Origin of the sequence: Streptomyces sp. NPDC047880, from assembly GCF_040706515.1 — a bacterium.
Lineage (GTDB): Bacteria > Actinomycetota > Actinomycetes > Streptomycetales > Streptomycetaceae > Streptomyces.
In genome coordinates this window covers 482,058-499,693 of the sequence record NZ_JBEZOK010000001.1, presented here as the reverse complement: position 1 = coordinate 499,693, position 17,636 = coordinate 482,058, and the positions used below count along the sequence as shown (strand labels likewise).

At 72.1% G+C, this 17,636-nt stretch carries 14 protein-coding genes and 1 pseudogene; 8 read left to right on the top strand and 7 right to left on the bottom strand.

The annotated features are described in order from the left end of the window. Positions 1-4 precede the first annotated feature (4 nt). On the bottom strand, positions 5-856 hold the full coding sequence (locus tag AB0937_RS02460) for a serine hydrolase (RefSeq protein WP_366709082.1): 852 nt from the start codon (positions 854-856) through the stop codon (positions 5-7). Between the two features lie 151 nt (positions 857-1,007). On the opposite strand from AB0937_RS02460, the pseudogene AB0937_RS02455 reads away from it, so the two are divergent. From AB0937_RS02455 to AB0937_RS02445, 3 genes and pseudogenes are all read left to right on the top strand, one after another. After that, a pseudogene (locus AB0937_RS02455) lies at positions 1,008-1,463 on the top strand (glycosyltransferase family 39 protein); the annotation flags it as partial. Between the two features lie 232 nt (positions 1,464-1,695). Further along, positions 1,696-2,283 (top strand): hypothetical protein, encoded by a 588-nt coding sequence (locus AB0937_RS02450; protein ID WP_366709081.1) that lies wholly within the window; start codon positions 1,696-1,698, stop codon positions 2,281-2,283. A 176-nt stretch (positions 2,284-2,459) separates the two neighbouring features. After that, complete coding sequence (locus tag AB0937_RS02445; RefSeq protein ID WP_366709080.1) at positions 2,460-3,062, top strand: hypothetical protein; 603 nt, start codon at positions 2,460-2,462, stop codon at positions 3,060-3,062. A gap of 19 nt (positions 3,063-3,081) precedes the next feature. On the opposite strand, the gene AB0937_RS02440 is transcribed toward AB0937_RS02445, so the two are convergent. The 3 genes from AB0937_RS02440 to AB0937_RS02430 form a co-directional block, all read right to left on the bottom strand. Beyond that, positions 3,082-4,767: a thiamine pyrophosphate-binding protein gene (locus tag AB0937_RS02440; RefSeq protein WP_366709079.1), complete on the bottom strand. Its 1,686-nt coding sequence runs from the start codon at positions 4,765-4,767 to the stop codon at positions 3,082-3,084. Next, on the bottom strand, positions 4,764-5,744 hold the full coding sequence (gene speB / locus AB0937_RS02435) for an agmatinase (protein ID WP_053674033.1): 981 nt from the start codon (positions 5,742-5,744) through the stop codon (positions 4,764-4,766). The genes AB0937_RS02440 and speB overlap by 4 nt, the downstream gene beginning before the upstream one ends. Positions 5,745-5,810: 66 nt before the next feature. Continuing rightward, positions 5,811-7,268: a sodium:solute symporter gene (locus AB0937_RS02430; RefSeq protein WP_366709078.1), complete on the bottom strand. Its 1,458-nt coding sequence runs from the start codon at positions 7,266-7,268 to the stop codon at positions 5,811-5,813. 121 nt (positions 7,269-7,389) lie between these two features. Here AB0937_RS02430 and AB0937_RS02425 point away from each other — a divergent pair, with 121 nt between their 5' ends. Both AB0937_RS02425 and AB0937_RS02420 read left to right on the top strand, forming a co-directional pair. After that, on the top strand, positions 7,390-8,913 hold the full coding sequence (locus AB0937_RS02425) for a helix-turn-helix domain-containing protein (RefSeq protein ID WP_366709077.1): 1,524 nt from the start codon (positions 7,390-7,392) through the stop codon (positions 8,911-8,913). Positions 8,914-9,063: 150 nt separating this feature from the next. Then, positions 9,064-9,852, top strand: a complete 789-nt coding sequence (locus AB0937_RS02420) for a phosphatase (protein WP_366709076.1) — start codon at positions 9,064-9,066, stop codon at positions 9,850-9,852. A gap of 373 nt (positions 9,853-10,225) precedes the next feature. On the opposite strand, the gene AB0937_RS02415 is transcribed toward AB0937_RS02420, so the two are convergent. From AB0937_RS02415 to AB0937_RS02405, 3 genes are all read right to left on the bottom strand, one after another. Then, the gene (locus AB0937_RS02415; RefSeq protein WP_366709075.1) at positions 10,226-11,101 is read right to left on the bottom strand and encodes an acyl-CoA thioesterase II; all 876 of its coding nucleotides are present in this window, start codon (positions 11,099-11,101) and stop codon (positions 10,226-10,228) included. 35 nt (positions 11,102-11,136) lie between these two features. Then, entirely contained in the window at positions 11,137-12,294 is a 1,158-nt protein-coding gene (locus tag AB0937_RS02410) for an acyl-CoA dehydrogenase family protein (RefSeq protein ID WP_366709074.1), read from the bottom strand. A 161-nt stretch (positions 12,295-12,455) separates the two neighbouring features. Continuing rightward, the gene (locus AB0937_RS02405) at positions 12,456-13,049 is read right to left on the bottom strand and encodes a TetR/AcrR family transcriptional regulator (protein WP_366709073.1); all 594 of its coding nucleotides are present in this window, start codon (positions 13,047-13,049) and stop codon (positions 12,456-12,458) included. 87 nt (positions 13,050-13,136) lie between these two features. Here AB0937_RS02405 and AB0937_RS02400 point away from each other — a divergent pair, with 87 nt between their 5' ends. The 3 genes from AB0937_RS02400 to AB0937_RS02390 are packed head-to-tail and all read left to right on the top strand — an operon-like array spanning position 13,137 to position 17,631. Further along, complete coding sequence (locus AB0937_RS02400; protein ID WP_366709072.1) at positions 13,137-14,753, top strand: carboxyl transferase domain-containing protein; 1,617 nt, start codon at positions 13,137-13,139, stop codon at positions 14,751-14,753. 14 nt (positions 14,754-14,767) lie between these two features. After that, the gene (locus tag AB0937_RS02395) at positions 14,768-16,684 is read left to right on the top strand and encodes an acetyl/propionyl/methylcrotonyl-CoA carboxylase subunit alpha (protein ID WP_366709071.1); all 1,917 of its coding nucleotides are present in this window, start codon (positions 14,768-14,770) and stop codon (positions 16,682-16,684) included. Next, positions 16,681-17,631 carry a hydroxymethylglutaryl-CoA lyase gene (locus tag AB0937_RS02390; protein WP_366709070.1) on the top strand — a complete coding sequence of 317 codons (951 nt, stop codon included), beginning with the start codon at positions 16,681-16,683 and terminating at the stop codon, positions 17,629-17,631. The genes AB0937_RS02395 and AB0937_RS02390 overlap by 4 nt, the downstream gene beginning before the upstream one ends. The last annotated feature ends 5 nt before the right edge of the window (positions 17,632-17,636 follow it).

The window sequence follows — 17,636 nt, the reverse complement described above, 5'->3', positions numbered from 1 at the left end:
CCCGTCAGCTCGCCGCCAGGTCCCTGTGGATGACCTTGGCCACGGCCTGGATGGTGGCGATGCCGTAGTCCATGGTGCTGTTGCCGTGGGTCAGCACGGTCATCACGTAGTCGTGGCCGCCGCCCTTGAACGCGCCGACGCTGTGCACCCGCCACCCGTTGGTGGAGCGCTGCAGCCAGCCGTTCTTGACGGCCACGGTGACGCCCGAGGGCACACCGTACGGAGTGCCCCAGCGCTGGGACGACACGACCTGGCCCATCAGCTTGAGGATGTAGGCCCGGGAGTTGTCGCTCAGGACCGCGTTCTTCGCGGTGAGGAGCTTCAGCAGCTTCTGCTCGTCGGTGACGGTGATCTGGGTCAGGCCCCAGTAGCCGTTCGCCCCGGGCTTGGTCTGCGTCATACCGGCGGCCGCGAGGAAGCCCTTGATCTTCGTCATGCCGAGCTGCCTCCACAGGGTGGAGGTCGCCGCGTTGTCCGACTTGGTGATCATCGCCTTGGCGAGGGTGTTCTCGCGGTCGGTGAGATACCGGTTCGCCTTCTTCGCGTCCCACAGCAGCGTGGCGAGGACGGTGACCTTGACGACGCTGGCCGAGTCGTAGGCGGAGCTCGCGCGCAGGGTGCAGGTGGTGTTGGTGCTGCGGTCGTGGAGGCCGACGGCGACCGTGCCCTTGCGGGTGGCCAGCGCGGCGGTGATGTCCTTCTGCAGCTTGGCGGCGAGCCCGGCTCTGGCCGACGTGCAGGTCACGGCCGGCGGGGCGGCGGAGGCGGGCGTGGCGGCGGCGACGAGCGGCACGAGAACGCCCGTACCCACGGCCGCCGCCAGCACTCTCGCGCGGCGGGATGTCCCAGAAGTCATGCACCCCTTGACTCGCGGACACCGTCGAAAAGTTGCACGGGTTGCGAAGACTTGTGCGAGTCGTTATCGGGAGCTGCCCGGTTTCACCGGCGGCGGCCAGGTTCGGCACAGCGGCCTCCCACCCGGGCTCCCCACCATGCCGGGGTGAGTTCTGCCACCGAAACCCAGCCCCCGCACCACCGAGCCCCCGCCGGTCCCGCCGAAGTCCGCCGCCCCCGTGCCGCGTTGGTCCCTGCCCGCGCTGCTCGCGATCCTCGCCCTGGCCGCGGTGCTCTACTCCTGGAACCTGTCCGGCTCCGGCCTCAACAGCTTCTACAGCGCCGCCGTGCTGAGCGGGACGGAGAGCTGGAAGGCCTGGTTCTTCGGCTCGTTGGACGCCGGGAACTTCCTCACCGCCGACAAGCCGCCGCTCGCGCTGATGGTCATGGGCCTGTCCTGCCGGGTCTTCGGCTACGGCACCCGGCAGATGATGGCGCCGATGATCGTGGCCGCCCTGGCCACCATCTGGATCCTGCACTCCTCGGTGAAGCGGGTGTACGGGCACGCGGCGGCGGCCGTCGCGGCCCTCGTCCTGGCCCTCACCCCGGTCACGGTCGCCATCAACCGGGCACCGGCACCTCGGCGCAGTCGAACCAGTCGGGCCAGTCCAGCCGGTCCGCGATCTACCGCCTCTACCCGTCCGGTGTCGGCTGATCCCCCCACAATCCCGCACATACGAACGGCCTCGCGCTCTCGGCCCGGGGCCGTTCGCGCGTCCCCGATCATGGACACCGGCGTCCGGCGAACGGGTGAAGGGAAACGCAGCGGTGGGCCACTGCCTGGAGATGAGCACCGGCGACATGAGAACGGTGGTACGGCTGCTCACGGCGGTGGAGCGGACCGAGCAGCAGGAGCGCACGCTCGCCCGGGTGCGCACGGAGTGCGAGCGGACCGACGCCCGCTTCCGGGAGCAGGGCATCGACCTCGCCGTCTCCATCAGCCAGGCCCTGGACGAGCTGATCGACGGCACTCCGAGCACCGACCCCTGCCCCGCGTACAGCTACGCCTTCTACCAGGCCGTCGCGGCGCACTTCTCCGACCCCACGGACCTCGGCGCGTGGCGCCGGCCGTCGTGGTTCCGCGCCATGGACGACGAACTGGCCCGGCACGGCGTGCCGTCCGACCTGCTCCCGGGCACCTTCCTGTTCAGCGGCCCGCCGCTGCGGCTGCCCCATCCCGGCGACGCGGTGCCCGCGATCGGCACACTGCCGGCCGGGCGGGCCGCCGCCCTGGCCGACGCCTACGCGCGCGTGCTCGTCCGGCTCGATCCCCAGTTCCGCGGCCCGGCCCGCCGGTTGGCCGACGCCCTGCGTGCCGAGGCCCGGGCGGGAGGGAGCGCGCGGCAGGCCGGGACGAACCCCGACACGGTGCTCTTCTGGTTCCACTGACCCCTGCCGGAACTCTTGACGCCGTCTTCCCCGCCGGGATACTTGCGGTCGGCAGCGCGCCAACTGCCGTGCCCTACAAGGGTTTTGTGTGGTCAGTGGCGTCGCCTATCCGAGATCCCGAACGTCGTACGAGGTTTCGCACGTCGTGACGACCACCCCCACTGGAGGATCCGCACATGAGTCCACGCAAGGCACTGGTGGCCGCCCTCACCGCGGCCCTGCTGACCGCCCCCGGCGTCGCCGCGCAGGCCGCGACCCCGCAGGCCCCGCCCGCCCCCGCCCGGGAACGCGCGGCGGCGGCCATCACCTGGTCCCTCGTCCGCGCGAGCAACCCCACCGCGGACCAGCGCTCGGCCTACGACCTGATCACCAAGGCCATGAACGCGGCGGTGGCCCGCTACAACAACCTCAGCGACCTGGGCAAGACCCTGACCGTGCGCTACGAACCGGGCGTCCCCACCGCCGACGGCAACATCAACGGGACGATCCGCTTCGGCAGCAACCGCAGCTACATGAACGAGCGGACGGCCCTGCACGAGATCGCCCACACCATCGGCGTCGGGACCGGCTCGGGCTGGTCGCGCCTCGGCGGCAGCGGCACCTGGACCGGCGGCCAGGCGACCGCGCTCGTCAAGCAGTACGACGGCTCGGGCGCCAAGATCTCCACCGGCGGCGGCCACTTCTGGCCCTACGGCCTGAACTACGACAGCGAGTGGTCGGGCACGGCGGCCGACCGCCATGTCCACATCGTCGCCGCGATGGTCCGCGACGGCCTGTAGTCCGCCGCCGGGACCGCGCTCAGCCCAGGTGCGTGGGCGCGAACATCCGCAGCACGGCCGGGAGCAGGACCACCGAGGGCCCAGGCGTCCCCAGCGCCTTGGCGAGGTCCTGCTCCAGGTTCTCCGGGGTCGTCCGCACCCCGGGGACGCCGAAGGACTCCGCGAGGGCCACGTAGTCGGGCCGGGTCAGTTCCGTCGCGGTCGCCTCGCCGAACGCGTCGGTCATGTACTCGCGGAGGATGCCGTAGCCGCCGTCGTCGACGATCAGCCACGTGACGTCTAGGTCGTACTGGCGGGCCGTGGCCAGCTCCGCGATGGAGTACAGGGCCCCGCCGTCGCCGGAGACGGCGAGGACCGGGCGGGTCGGGTCGGCCGCCGCCGCGCCGAGTGCCGCCGGGAAGGCGTAGCCGAGGCCGCCCGCGCCCTGCGCGGAGTGCATGTGATTGGGGCCCTGGGCGTCGAAGGCCGACCAGGCCCAGTACGCGAGGATCGTCATGTCCCAGAAGGACGGGGAGCTCGCGGGCAGTGCCCTGCGGACCGACGCCAGGACGTCCTGTTCCAGGGTGAGTTCCTGGGCGGCGATGCGCTCGCCGACCTTGGCGAGCACCTCCCGTACGCGCTCCGGTGCTCCCGGGTCCTGTCGTTCGGACACCGTCTCCAGCAGTGCCTGCAACGCGAGGCGGGCGTCCGCGTGGATGCCGAGCGCCGGGTGGTTGGACTCCAGTTTGCCGAGGTCCGCCTCGATCTGGACGACCCGGCCGCGCGGCTTGAACGTGTGGTAGTTCGAGGAGAGTTCGCCGAGTCCCGAGCCGACCACCAGGAGGACGTCGGCGCCCTCCAGGAAGTCCGTGGTGTGCCGGTCCTCGATCCAGGACTGGAGCGACAGGGGGTGCTTCCAGGGGAAGGCGCCCTTGCCGCCGGGGGTGGTGACGACCGGCGCCTGCAGCCGCTCCGCCAGCTGCTTCAGCTTGCCCGAGGCGTCCGCCCGGACCACTCCCCCGCCCGCGATGATCGCCGGACGGGCGGCCCTCGACAGCAGATCGGCGGCCACGGCGGTCAGTTCGGGGCGCGGCGGCAGCTCCTCGGGGAAGGCATCGCCGCCGGTGACGACCGGGATCGACGTCTGCGCGAGGAGCACGTCCTGCGGGATCTCCACCCACACCGGCCCGTGCGGGGCGGACAGCGCCGACGTCCAGGCCGCCTCGATCGCGGAGGGGATCTGCGACGGGGCGCGGACGGTGTGGACGGACTTCACCACACCCCGGAACGAGGCGGCCTGGTCCGGGAGTTCGTGCAGATAGCCGTGGCGGCCGCCGCCGAGGCCGGCCGTCGGGACCTGGCTGCTGATCGCCAGCACGGGCGCCGAGGCGGCGGCCGCCTCCTGGAGCGCGGCGAGGGACGTCAGCGCGCCCGGCCCGGTCGACAGCAGCAGCGGCGCGGCCTCGCCGGTGATCCGGCCGTAGGCGTCCGCCGCGAACCCGGCGTTGTTCTCCACCCGCAGGCCGATGTACCGCAGGTCCGAGCGGCGCAGCGCGTCGAACATGCCGAGCGCGTGCTGGCCGGGCAGTCCGAAGACGGTGGTGGCGCCGAGCCCGGCCAGCGTCTCCACGACCAGGTCTCCGCCGGTGCGGCCGGGAGGAGGGTTGAGGGCGGCCTCCGTCTGGGCGGGCGTGGGGCGGAGCACCAGGTCGTGGTCGTGGGTCACTTCGCTTCCGAGTCCTTCCGGGCCGCGGCGATCTGGCGCGACATGATCGTGGTCAGTTCGTAGGCGGTGTGGGAGGCCGCCACCGACGTGATCTCCGCGTGGTCGTACGCGGGGGCCACCTCGACGACGTCGGCCGACACCAGGTTGCAGGATGCCAGGCCGCGCAGGATCTCCAGCAGTTCGCGCGAGGTCATGCCGCCGGCCTCGGGGGTGCCGGTGCCGGGGGCGTGGGCCGGGTCCAGGCAGTCGATGTCGATGGAGATGTACAGCGGCCGGTCGCCGATGCGCTGACGCAGCTGGTCGGCGACCTCGTCGGCGCCGCGCCGGTAGACGTCGGCCGAGGTGACGATGCCGAAGCCCATCTTCTCGTCGTCGGTGAGGTCCTGCTTGCCGTAGAGCGGGCCGCGGGTGCCGACGTGGGACAGCGCCTCGGTGTCGAGGATGCCCTCCTCGACCGCGCGGCGGAACGGGGTGCCGTGCGTGTACTCGGCGCCGAAGTAGGTGTCCCAGGTGTCGAGGTGGGCGTCGAAGTGCAGCAGGGCGACCGGGCCGTGCTTCTTCGCGACCGAGCGCAGCAGGGGCAGCGCGATGGTGTGGTCGCCGCCGAGGGTCATCAGGCGGGCGCCCGTGCCGAGCAGGTCGTCCGCGGCGGCCTCGACGGTCTCGACGGCCTCGTTGATGTTGAACGGGTTCACGGCGATGTCGCCGCCGTCCGCGACCTGGGCGAGGGCGAAGGGGGAGGCGTCCTGCGCCGGGTTGTAGGGGCGCAGCAGCCGGGACGCCTCACGGATGGCGTTTCCGCCGAAGCGGGCGCCCGGCCGGTACGAGACGCCCGAGTCGAACGGCACGCCCACGACCGCGACATCGGCCCGGCCGACCTCGTCCAGCCGGGGCAGCCGGGCGAAGGTCGCGGGACCGGCGTACCGCGGGACACGGGAGGAGTCGACGGGCCCGCGCGGAGTCTCGTTGCTGCTCATGGAGAAATGCCTTCTTTCCTACACTTCATCGCGTATGCACTGCTATGCGCTGCTTGTACTACGACTCTACTGGGAAGCCGCGACCGGTTCGGACGCGAGTTCGGGAGACCGCCCGGCGAGGCGCTCGCGCCAGGCGGCGAGGACGGCGGTGTCGGTGGCCGGGGTGACCAGGGAGACGGCCAGGTAGGCGGCGAGGGAGGCGAGCAGGCCGTAGTAGACCGGCTCGTTGGCGAGGATGCCGTACGTCGCCATCAGCACGACGACCGCCAGTCCGCCGGCCACCACGGAGGCGAGAGCCCCGTACACCGTCCCGCGCTTCCACACCAGGCCGCCGAGGATGGGCACCAGCAGCCCGCCGACGAGGAGGTTGTAGGCGACGGTCAGGGCCTCCACGACGTTGTCGATGGCGATGGCCGTGGCGATCACCGCGAGGCCCATGAGCAGGATTAAGGCCCGGTTGCCCTTCACCTCGTCGCGTTCTCCTGCGGGGGAGTTCCCCCGCAGCCGGGACCAGATGTCGTTGTTGGCGACGGTGGCGCAGGCGATCAGCGCTCCGGAGGACGTCGACATCACGGCGGCGAGGGCGGCGGCCAGCACGAGACCGCGTACCCCGACGGGCAGTTCGTCCTTCACGATGGTCGCGAAGGCGTCGTCCGGGCTGCCCAGCTTCGGGTACAGCACCTTGGCCGCCGTGCCGATGACGGCACCCGCGAGGGCGTAGGCGAGGCAGTAGGTGCCTGCGACGGTCCCGCCCCACTTGGCGGTCCGGTCGCTGCGCGCGGTGAAGACGCGCTGCCAGATGTCCTGCCCGATGAGCATGCCGAAGGTGTAGATCAGCACGTAGGTGAAGATCGTCTCGCCGCCGATGCCGAGCGGGTCGAAGTACTCGGTGGGCAGCTGCGCCTTCATCTCGGCGAACCCGCCGGCCTTCACCACGGCGATGGGCAGCAGCAGGAGCAGCACGCCGACGGTCTTCACGACGAACTGCACCATGTCGGTCAGGGTGATCGACCACATGCCGCCGAGGGTGGAGTACGCGACGACGATCGAGCCGCCGAGGACGATCGCGACCGTGCGGGGCATGTCGAACAGGACGTCGAAGATCGTGGCGTAGGCGATGGTCGAGGTCACGGCCAGCATCAGCGTGTACGCCCACATGACGACGCCGGAGATGATCCCGGCACGGCCACCGCCGTACCGCAGGTCGAGCATCTCGGAGACCGTGTAGACCTTCAGCCGGGCGATCCGGGCGGAGAAGAAGACGGACAGGGCGAGCAGTCCGAGGCCGATGGTGAACACCATCCAGGCGCCGGACAGGCCGTACTGGTAGCCCAGTCCGACACCGCCGATGGTGGAGGCGCCGCCGAGGACGATCGCCGCCATGGTGCCGGAGTACAGGGACGGGCCGAGGCGGCGGCCGGCCACGAGGAACTCGCTCTTGGAGCGGGCGCGGCGCATGCCCCACCAGCCCATGGCCAGCATGCCGGCCAGGTACACGACGATGACGATGTAGTCGACGGCCACGGGGCCTCCTTCGATCGGTGTCGCCGGCGGGTGACGAGGACCGACCTTAGGTGGCCGGAAAGCGGCTGCGAAGTGTACGTTTCATCCATTCGAGGCGCCCCGGACGGAGGGAACGCACACCATGCCGGAGCCGGCGGTCCCGCCCACCCCGCCCGTACCGCTGACCGCGCTGCTGGCCCGTGAGGACCTGGCGCTGCGGCAGATCGCGGGGCCGCCCGCCGAGGACGTCGTCATCCACTGGGTGCACACCTCCGAGATGGCGGACCCGTATCCCTATCTCCTGGGCGGGGAACTGCTGCTCTCGGCGGGAGTGCACATCCCGGAGACTGCGGGCCCGGACACCACGCACCCGGCGGGCTCGGGCACCCCGCACACGGGGACTGCGTACTTCGACGGCTACGTCTCCCGGATCGTCGCGGCGGGCGGCGCGGCCCTGGGCTTCGGGGTGGCGCCGGTGCACGACACGGTGCCCGGCGGTCTGGTCGCGGCCTGCGCGGCGCACGGGCTGCCGCTGCTGGAGGTACCGCGCCGGACCACCTTCTCGGGGGTGGCCCGCGCGGTCTGGCAGCTCATGGCCCAGGCCCGCCTCGCCGAACTGCGCCGTGTGACCGAGGCCCAGCAGGGTCTCGCCGCCGCCGCGTCCCGCCCCGACCCGGTCCCGTCGGTGCTCCGGCAGCTGGCGCAGCGGCTGGGCGGGTGGGCGGTGCTGTACGGGCCCGAGGGCGCGGAGATCGCGGGCGCGGGCCGGGAGCCCGGGGACGAGGTGCGTGCGGCGCTGGTGCGGCTGGCGCAGGTGGTACGCCCGGCCGACGGCCCGGGCGAGCGCCCCGCCTCCCCCGCCTCCGCCACCGACTCCGCCGCCGGTGCCCACCTCGCCGCCTACAGCCTGGGCGCCGGACACGGCTTCGTGCTCGGCGCCGCCGCCCCGCAGCGGGCCTCCGGTGATCACACCGTCGCCTCCGTCGCGGCCGTACTGCTGTCGCTGCTCACCGGCGAGCAGCAGAGCGGCACCGGAGCCGCCCGGTCCTCCGCTCTGGTGCGGCTGCTGCTGGGCGCGCCGCCCGAGGAGGTCGCGACGCTGCTCGGCGAGGGACCGTGGACCGTCGTGCACGCCCGGCCGGACGGCGACGGCGCCCCCGACCCCGTCGCGGCCTCCGCGCTGGGCGCCGCGCTCGGGTCCGCCCTGGTCGACCCGGCGGGCGACGTCGTCCGCGTCCTGGTCCCGGCCGGCCGCGCACCGGCCCCGCTGCCCGGCTGGACCCTGGGCGTCAGCGCCGCGGTCGCCCCGCACGACTGGCCCGCCGCCGACACCCAGGCCGCCCGCGCCCTGGCCCGGGCCCGCGCCACCCGCTCCCCGCTGCTGCGGCACAGCGCGCGCCCGGCCCTCTCCGGCCTGGTACCGCCCGGGGAGGCGGAGGCCCACGCCCGCGCCCTCCTCGCGCCCGTCACGGCCCACCCCGCGCTCACCGAGACCCTGCGCACCTGGCTGTCCCTGCACGGCAGCTGGGACCGCACGGCCGTCGCGCTGTCGGTGCACCGCAACACCGTGCGGCAGCGCGTCGCCCGCTGCGCGACCCTGCTGGAGACGGACCTCGACGACCCGGACGTCCGGATGGAACTCTGGTTCGCGCTGCGGCACGTGTGAGCGGCCGGCGTACGTCCGCAAAGGTGCCGCACCTCTGCGCGGGTCCGGCACGCCTGAGTAGGTGAGCGGAGTCCCGCTGAGTACGTGACGCACGTCCCAGCGCTCGATACGCCAGGGACGCCCCCGGTCGGCTGCCTCACAATGGGGGGCATGCCGATATCCGGGACACCCAGCCGCGCCGAACTCGTCGAACACCTCGTCAGGACGCGCATCGCGGGCGACGTCGCCACCCCCCGCGAGAACAACCTCTCCCACTACCGCAAGCTGGCGAACAGCGACCGCCACTACTGGCTCGGGCTGGAACTCGGCGACCGGTGGAACGACGAGCAGGACGTCCTCGCGGTGATGGCGGAGCGGGTCGGTGTGAACGACGACCCCGAGTACCGGTACGGCCAGGACACCATCGACCCGGAGCTGACCGTCGACGGCCTGGAGCGGATGGCCGCGCGGCTGCGCAAGGCCGCGGACGGGCAGCAGCGCGTCCTCTTCGCCACCGGCCACCCCGGCGGCCTCCTCGACGTGCACCGCGCCACCGCGTCCGCGCTGCGTGCCGCCGGCTGCGAGATCGTCGTCATCCCCGACGGGCTGACGACCGAGGAGGGCTACGTCATGCAGTTTGCCGACGTGGCGGTGCTCGAGCACGGCGCGACGCTGTGGCACACCCACTCGGGCGAACCGATGAAGGCGATCCTGAAGGGCCTGGAGCGCGCGGGCCGCCCGCTGCCCGACCTGGTCGTCGCCGACCACGGCTGGGCGGGGTACGCGGGACAGCACGGCGTGGACTCCGTCGGCTACGCCGACTGCAACGACCCGGCCCTCTTCATCGCCGAGGCCGAGGGCACCGTGCAGGTGACGGTCCCCCTCGACGACCACGTGGTCAGCCCTCGCCACTACGACCCGATGACGGCGTACCTGCTGGCGGCGGCCGGGCTGGACTGACCGCCGGGCGGCCCGGCACCCCCGGGCAGGCCCCAGGCGAAGTCCGCGCGGCGGGCCGGCGCCCACCCACTCAACAAGGAGCTATACAGGCGTTCCTGCTCGGTGGTCAGGCCCAGGCCCGCCAGGCTCCGTCCCCACCCCCAGGTCGATACGGGGAACGTGGGCCGGCCGTGACGCATTTCCTGTCAGCGGGGACGCGCAGGGCTCAGCGGGCCCACGGCACGACCCGGCGGGGCACGCGCAGCGACTCAGCGGGCCACGGCACGTCTCAGCGAGGAACACGCACCGAACCAGCGGCCCACGGCACAACCCATGGGCAACGCGCACCGAACCAGCGGAGCCACGGCACCACCCATGGGCAACGCGCACCGCATCAGCGAGGAACGCGCACGACGCCCTCCTGGATGACCGACACGGCGAGCCGGCCGTCCTGGGTGTAGATGCGGGCCTGGCCGAGGCCGCGGCCGCCGGACGCCGAGGGCGACTCCTGGTCGTACAGCAGCCATTCATCGGCCCGGAACGGCCGGTGGAACCACATCGCGTGGTCCAGCGAGGCCCCCACGACGTCCCCGACGGCCCAGCCGCCGCGCCCGTGCGCGAGCAGCACGGAGTCGAGCAGCGTCATGTCGGAGACGTAGGTGGCGAGGACGATGTGCAGCAGGGCGCTGTCGACGGGCCCGTCGAGCTTGCCGTTGGTGCGGAACCACACCTGGGAGTGCGGCTCGCGCGGCTCCCCGTACTGCCCGTAGGGAGGTTCCTCGACGTAGCGCAGGTCGATGGCCTCACGGGCGGCGAGGAAGTGCTCGACGACCCTGGGATCGAGGTGGTCGTAGCCGCGGAACCGGTCCTGCGAGGTGGGCAGGGCCGCCGGGTCCGGGGCGGGCGGCATGGGCGCCTGGTGGTCCATGCCCTCCTCGTGCTCCTGGAAGGACGCGGACAGCGAGAAGATCGGCCGGCCGTGCTGGACCGCGACCACGCGGCGGGTGGTGAAGGAGCGGCCGTCACGGATGCGCTCGACGTCGTAGACGATGGGCGCGCCGGGATCCCCCATGCGCAGGAAGTACGCGTGGAGCGAGTGGGGCGGCCGGTCCGCCGGGACGGTACGCCCGGCGGCGACCAGCGCCTGGGCCGCGACCTGGCCGCCGAAGACCCGGGGGACCACGGCGGACCGGGACTGGCCGCGGAAGATGTTCTCCTCGATCGGCTCCAGATCGAGCAGATCGAGGAGATCCTGGAGTGCCTGGCTCATGAAGTCAGTTGTATAGGCCCGTGGTTGCGGGGACCTTACAGGCCCATGTTCTTGGCGATGATCGACTTCATGATCTCGCTCGTGCCGCCGTAGATGCGGTTGACGCGGTTGTCCGCGTACAGGCGGGCGATGGGGTACTCGTTCATGAAGCCGTAGCCGCCGTGCAACTGGAGGCAGCGGTCGATGACGCGGTGGGCGACCTCGGTGCAGAACAGCTTCGCGGAAGCGGCCTCGGCGGGGGTCAGCTCGCCTGCGTCGAGGGCCTCGGTGGCGCGGTCGGCGACGGCCTCGGCGGCGTCCACCTCGGCCTGGCAGGCGGCCAGCTCGAACTTGGTGTTCTGGAAGGACGCGACCGGCTTGCCGAAGACGGTGCGGTCCTGGACGTACTGCTTGGCGAACCGCACGGCGGCCTTGGCCTGGGCGTAGGCACCGAAGGCGATGCCCCAGCGCTCGGAGGCCAGGTTGTGGCCGAGGTAGTAGAAGCCCTTGTTCTCCTCGCCGAGCAGGTCCTCGACGGGCACCTTGACGTCGACGAACGCCAGCTCGGCGGTGTCGGAGGTCTTCAGGCCGAGCTTGTCGAGCTTGCGGCCGACGGAGTAGCCCTCGGACTTGGTGTCGACGGCGAAGAGGGAGATGCCGTGGCGGCGGTCCTCGGCGGTGGGGGCGGCGGTGCGGGCGCAGACGATCATGCGGTCGGCGTGGACGCCGCCGGTGATGAAGGTCTTGGCGCCGTTGAGGACGTAGTGGGTGCCGTCCTCGCTCAGCTTGGCGGTGGACTTCATGCCCGCGAGGTCGGAACCGGTGCCCGGCTCCGTCATCGCGATGGCCCACATCTCCTCGCCGGAGACGAACTTGGGCAGGAACCGCTTCTTCTGCTCGTCGGTGGCGAGCATCTTGATGTAGGGCAGGGCGAGCAGCACGTGCACGCCGGAGCCGCCGAACGCGACGCCCGCACGAGCGGTCTCCTCGTACAGCACGGCCTCGAACTTGTGGCTGTCCAGACCGGCGCCGCCGAACTCCTCGGGCACGTTGATGCCGAAGATGCCCAGCTCACCGAGCTTGTAGTAGAAGTCGCGGGGCGCCTGGCCCGCCGCGAACCACTCGTCGTACACGGGTACGACCTCGGCCTCGATGAAGGCGCGAAGGGTCTCCCGGAACGCCTCGTGATCCTCGTTGAACACCGTACGGCGCACGCCGCCACCTCCAGGACTCCACATGTCTAAGCGCTTGCTCAGTCAAAGATACCGGCGAGTATCAAGCATCGTCCAGGGTGGGGGCGGGGAGACGCTCGTCACGCCTTGGGGGGAATGGGGTAGAGCCCGGGTGAGGGCGCGAGCCTCGCGGCAACGGCCCCTCAGTCCCCAGCCGCCGCAAACGCCCCCCGGGCCATCCGATGCAGCAACTCCGCCGTAGCCCCCCGCCCCGGCAGCACGCCGCCCCTCCCCAGGTGCGGAGTCGAGTTCAGCAACCCGAACACCGAGTGCACAGCGGACCGAGCGGCCGGCTCCCCCATCCCCGGGTACACCTCCCGCACCACCCCCACCCACAGCTCCACGTACTGCCGCTGAAGCTGCCGCACCATCTTCCGGTCACTGTCCCGGAGGCGATCCAGCTCACGGTCGTGCAGGGTGATCAGAGGCCGATCGTCGAGCGCGAAGTCGATGTGCCCCTCGATCAGCGAGTCGAGCACCAGCTCCGCCCCACCCCCGTCCGCCTCCGCCACCCTCCGCTTCGCCCCCGTCAGCAACTGCCCGCTGATCCCCACCAGCAGCTCCGCGAGCATCGCGTCCTTGCCCGCGAAGTGCCGGTACAGGCCGGGCCCGCTGATCCCGACCGCGGCACCTATCTCGTCGACTCCGACCCCGTGGAAGCCCCGCTCGGCGAACAGCCGCGCGGCCTCCTTGAGGATCTGCTCACGGCGGGTGGGGGCGTCGGTTCTGGTGGCCATGAAAACAATTCTAGACAGGGAGGTTAGCGGTCGTTAACCTGAAGGAAATGCGTTAACGCTCATTAACAAGGTGAGGGGACCCGCAGGATGCACGAGGCACCGGAGCTCACGAGCGCGGCAGACCCCGCGTCGGAGGCCTTTCGGGCCAACGAGGAGGCGCACCACGCCCTCGTCGAGGAGCTGCGCACCAAGCTCGCCACCGCCGCACAGGGCGGCGGCGAGAAGGCCCGCGCGCGCCACACCGCGCGCGGCAAGCTGCTCCCCCGCGACCGCGTCGACACCCTCCTCGACCCGGGCTCGCCGTTCCTGGAGCTGGCCCCGCTCGCGGCCGACGGGATGTACGACGGGCAGGCCCCGGCCGCCGGCGTCATCGCCGGCATCGGCCGGGTCAGCGGCCGCGAGACGGTGGTCATCGCCAACGACGCCACGGTCAAGGGCGGCACCTACTACCCGATGACGGTCAAGAAGCACCTCCGCGCCCAGGAGGTCGCCCTCGACAACCGCCTCCCCTGCGTCTACCTGGTGGACTCCGGCGGAGCCTTCCTCCCCATGCAGGACGAGGTCTTCCCGGACCGGGACCACTTCGGCCGGATCTTCTACAACCAGGCCCGCATGTCCGGCGCCGGCATCCCGCAGATCGCCGCGGTCCTCGGCTCGTGCACGGCCGGCGGGGCGTACGTCCCGGCGATGAGCGACGAGGCGGTGATCGTCCGCAACCAGGGCACGATCTTCCTGGGCGGCCCGCCCCTGGTGAAGGCGGCCACCGGCGAGGTCGTCACGGCGGAGGAGCTCGGCGGCGGCGAGGTCCACTCCCGCGTCTCGGGCGTCACGGACCACCTCGCGGAGAACGACGCGCACGCCCTGCGCATCGTCCGCACCATCGTGTCCACCCTCCCCACCCGCGGACCGCTCCCCTGGAAGGTCACGCAGGCGACGGAACCCAAGGTCGACCCGCACGGCCTCTACGGCGCGGTCCCGGTCGACTCCCGCACCCCGTACGACGTGCGCGAGATCATCGCCCGGGTCGTCGACGGCTCCCGTTTCGCCGAGTTCAAGTCCGAGTTCGGCCAGACCCTGGTCACGGGCTTCGCCCGGATCCACGGCCATCCGGTGGGCATCGTCGCCAACAACGGCATCCTGTTCTCCGAGTCGGCCCAGAAAGGCGCGCACTTCATCGAGCTGTGCGACCAGCGCGGCATCCCCCTGGTCTTCCTGCAGAACATCTCGGGCTTCATGGTCGGCAAGGACTACGAGGCGGGCGGCATCGCCAAGCACGGCGCCAAGATGGTCACGGCGGTGGCCTGCACGCGCGTACCGAAGCTGACGGTCGTGGTCGGCGGCTCGTACGGCGCGGGCAACTACTCCATGTGCGGCAGGGCGTACTCCCCCCGCTTCCTGTGGATGTGGCCGAACGCCAAGATCTCGGTCATGGGCGGCGAGCAGGCCGCCTCGGTCCTCGCGACCGTCAAGCGCGACCAGCTCGAGTCCCGCGGCGAGTCCTGGCCGGCCGAGGACGAGGACGCCTTCAAGGCCCCGATCCGCGCCCAGTACGAGCGCCAGGGCAACGCCTATTACGCGTCGGCCCGCCTCTGGGACGACGGTGTGATCGACCCGCTGGACACCCGTCAGGTGCTGGGCCTGGCCCTGACCGCGTGCGCCAACGCGCCCCTGGGTGACCCCCAGTTCGGCGTCTTCCGGATGTGAGGGGACGGACGACGATGTTCGAGACAGTACTGGTGGCCAACCGCGGCGAGATCGCCGTACGCGTCATCCGGACGCTGCGGTCGATGGGCGTGCGCTCGGTGGCCGTCTTCTCCGACGCGGACGCCGACGCCCGGCACGTACGCGAGGCGGACACGGCGGTCCGGATCGGACCGGCCCCCGCCTCCGAGAGTTACCTGTCGGTGGAGCGCCTGCTGGAGGCCGCGGCCCGTACGGGCGCGCAGGCCGTCCACCCGGGCTACGGCTTCCTCGCGGAGAACGCGGCCTTCGCGCGCGCCTGCGCCGAGGCCGGCCTGGTCTTCATCGGCCCTCCGGCGGACGCCATCGCCCTGATGGGCGACAAGATCCGCGCCAAGGAGACGGTCCAGGAGGCCGGGGTGCCGGTGGTGCCCGGCGGACGCGACCCGGACCTGGAGGAGGCGGCCCGCGCGCTGGGCGCACCCGTGCTGCTCAAACCCAGTGCGGGCGGCGGCGGCAAGGGCATGCGCCTGGTGCGGGACCTCACCCGGCTGGAGGACGAGATCGCGTCGGCCCGCCGCGAGGCCCGCGCCTCGTTCGGTGACGACACGCTCCTGGTGGAGCGCTGGATCGACCGCCCCCGCCACATCGAGATCCAGGTCCTGGCGGACGGCCACGGCAACGTGGTCCACCTGGGCGAGCGCGAGTGCTCCCTGCAGCGCCGCCACCAGAAGATCATCGAGGAGGCGCCGAGCGTGCTCCTCGACGAGGAGACCCGCTCCGCGATGGGTGAGGCGGCGGTCCAGGCGGCCCGCTCCTGCGGCTACCGGGGCGCGGGCACGGTGGAGTTCATCGTCCCCGGCGGCGACCCGTCGTCGTACTACTTCATGGAGATGAACACCCGCCTCCAGGTGGAGCACCCGGTCACGGAGCTGATCACGGGCCTGGACCTGGTCGAGTGGCAGCTGCGGGTCGCCGCGGGCGAGCCCCTCGGCTTCACCCAGCAGGACGTACGGCTGACCGGTCACGCGGTGGAGGCCCGTATCTGCGCCGAGGACCCGGCCCGCGGTTTCCTCCCCTCCGGCGGCACGATCCTGCGGCTGCGCGAGCCCCAGGGCGACGGCGTGCGCACCGACTCCGGCCTCACCGAGGGCACGGAGGTCGGCAGCCTCTACGACCCGATGCTCTCCAAGGTCATCGCCTACGGCCCCGACCGCGCGACCGCCCTGCGCAAACTCCGGGCGGCCCTGGCGGAGACGGTCACGCTCGGCGTGCAGACGAACGCCGGGTTCCTGCGCCGCCTGCTCGCCCACCCGGCGGTGGTCTCCGGTGACATGGACACGGGCCTGGTCGAGCGCGAGGTGGACGACCTGGTCGCCACGGACGTCCCCGAGGAGGTGTACGAGGCGGCCGCTGCCGTACGGCTGGAGGCTCTGAAGCCGGAGCCGGGCGGCTGGACGGACCCCTTCTCGGTCCCGAGCGGCTGGCGTCTGGGCGGCGAGCCGAAGCGGCCGGCCTTCCCCCTGCGGGTGCAGGAACCCCTGGAGTACACCCCGCGCGGCACGGCCACGGTCACCGGCGACCGGGTCACGCTGACCCTGGACGGCGTCCGGCACACCTTCCACCGCGCCGCCGACTGGCTCGGCCGCGACGGCGACGCCTGGCACGTGCGCGACCACGACCCGGTGGCCGCGTCCCTGACGCGCTCGGCGCACGCGGGCGCCGATTCCCTCACCGCGCCCATGCCCGGCACGGTGACGGTGGTGAAGGTCGCCGTCGGCGACGAGGTGAGCGCCGGCCAGAGCCTGCTGGTGGTGGAGGCGATGAAGATGGAGCACGTCATCTCCGCACCGCACGCCGGAAAGGTCACCGAACTGGACGTGGCACCCGGCGCCACGGTCGCCATGGACCAGGTGCTGGCGGTCATCGCATCGCACGAGGAGGCGGCGGAATGACAGTCCCAGGGCTCCCGATGACCGTCCCGAGCAGGGACCTCCCCACCCGCGTCCGCATCCACGAGGTCGGCGCCCGGGACGGCCTGCAGAACGAGAAGGCGACGGTCCCCACGGAGGTCAAGGCGGGTTTCATCCGCCGCCTGGCCGACGCCGGCCTGACGACGATCGAGGCGACGAGCTTCGTCCACCCCAAGTGGGTCCCTCAACTGGCGGACGCGGAGCAGTTGTTCCCTCTCGTCAGCGACCTCCCGGTGGCGCTCCCGGTGCTCGTCCCGAACGAGAGGGGCCTGGACCGCGCCCTGGCGCTGGGCGCCCGCCGGGTGGCCGTCTTCGCGAGCGCCACGGAGTCCTTCGCCAAGGCCAACCTCAACCGCACGGTGGACGAGGCCCTGGCGATGTTCGAGCCGGTGGTGGCCCGCGCCAAGGCCGACGCGGTCCACGTCCGCGGCTACCTCTCCATGTGCTTCGGCGACCCATGGGAGGGCGCGGTCCCGATCCCCCAGGTGGTGCGGGTCTGCCGGGCCCTGCTGGACATGGGCTGCGACGAACTGAGCCTGGGCGACACGATCGGCGTGGCGACGCCGGGCCACGTGGTCGCACTCCTCGCTGCTCTGGACGAAGCGGGCATCCCGCCCGCCGCGCTCGCGGTCCACTTCCACGACACCTACGGCCAGGCCCTCGCCAACACCCTGGCGGCGCTCCAGCAGGGCGTCACGACGATCGACGCCTCCGCGGGCGGCCTGGGCGGCTGCCCGTACGCGAAGTCGGCGACGGGCAACCTCGCCACCGAAGACCTCGTGTGGATGCTGCGGGGCCTCGGCATCGACACCGGTATCGACCTCGGCCGCCTCGTCGCCACGAGCACCTGGATGGCCGCCCACCTGGGCCGACCCAGCCCGTCCCGCACCGTCCGAGCCCTGTCCCACGAGGACACCGAGGAGCACTGATCACC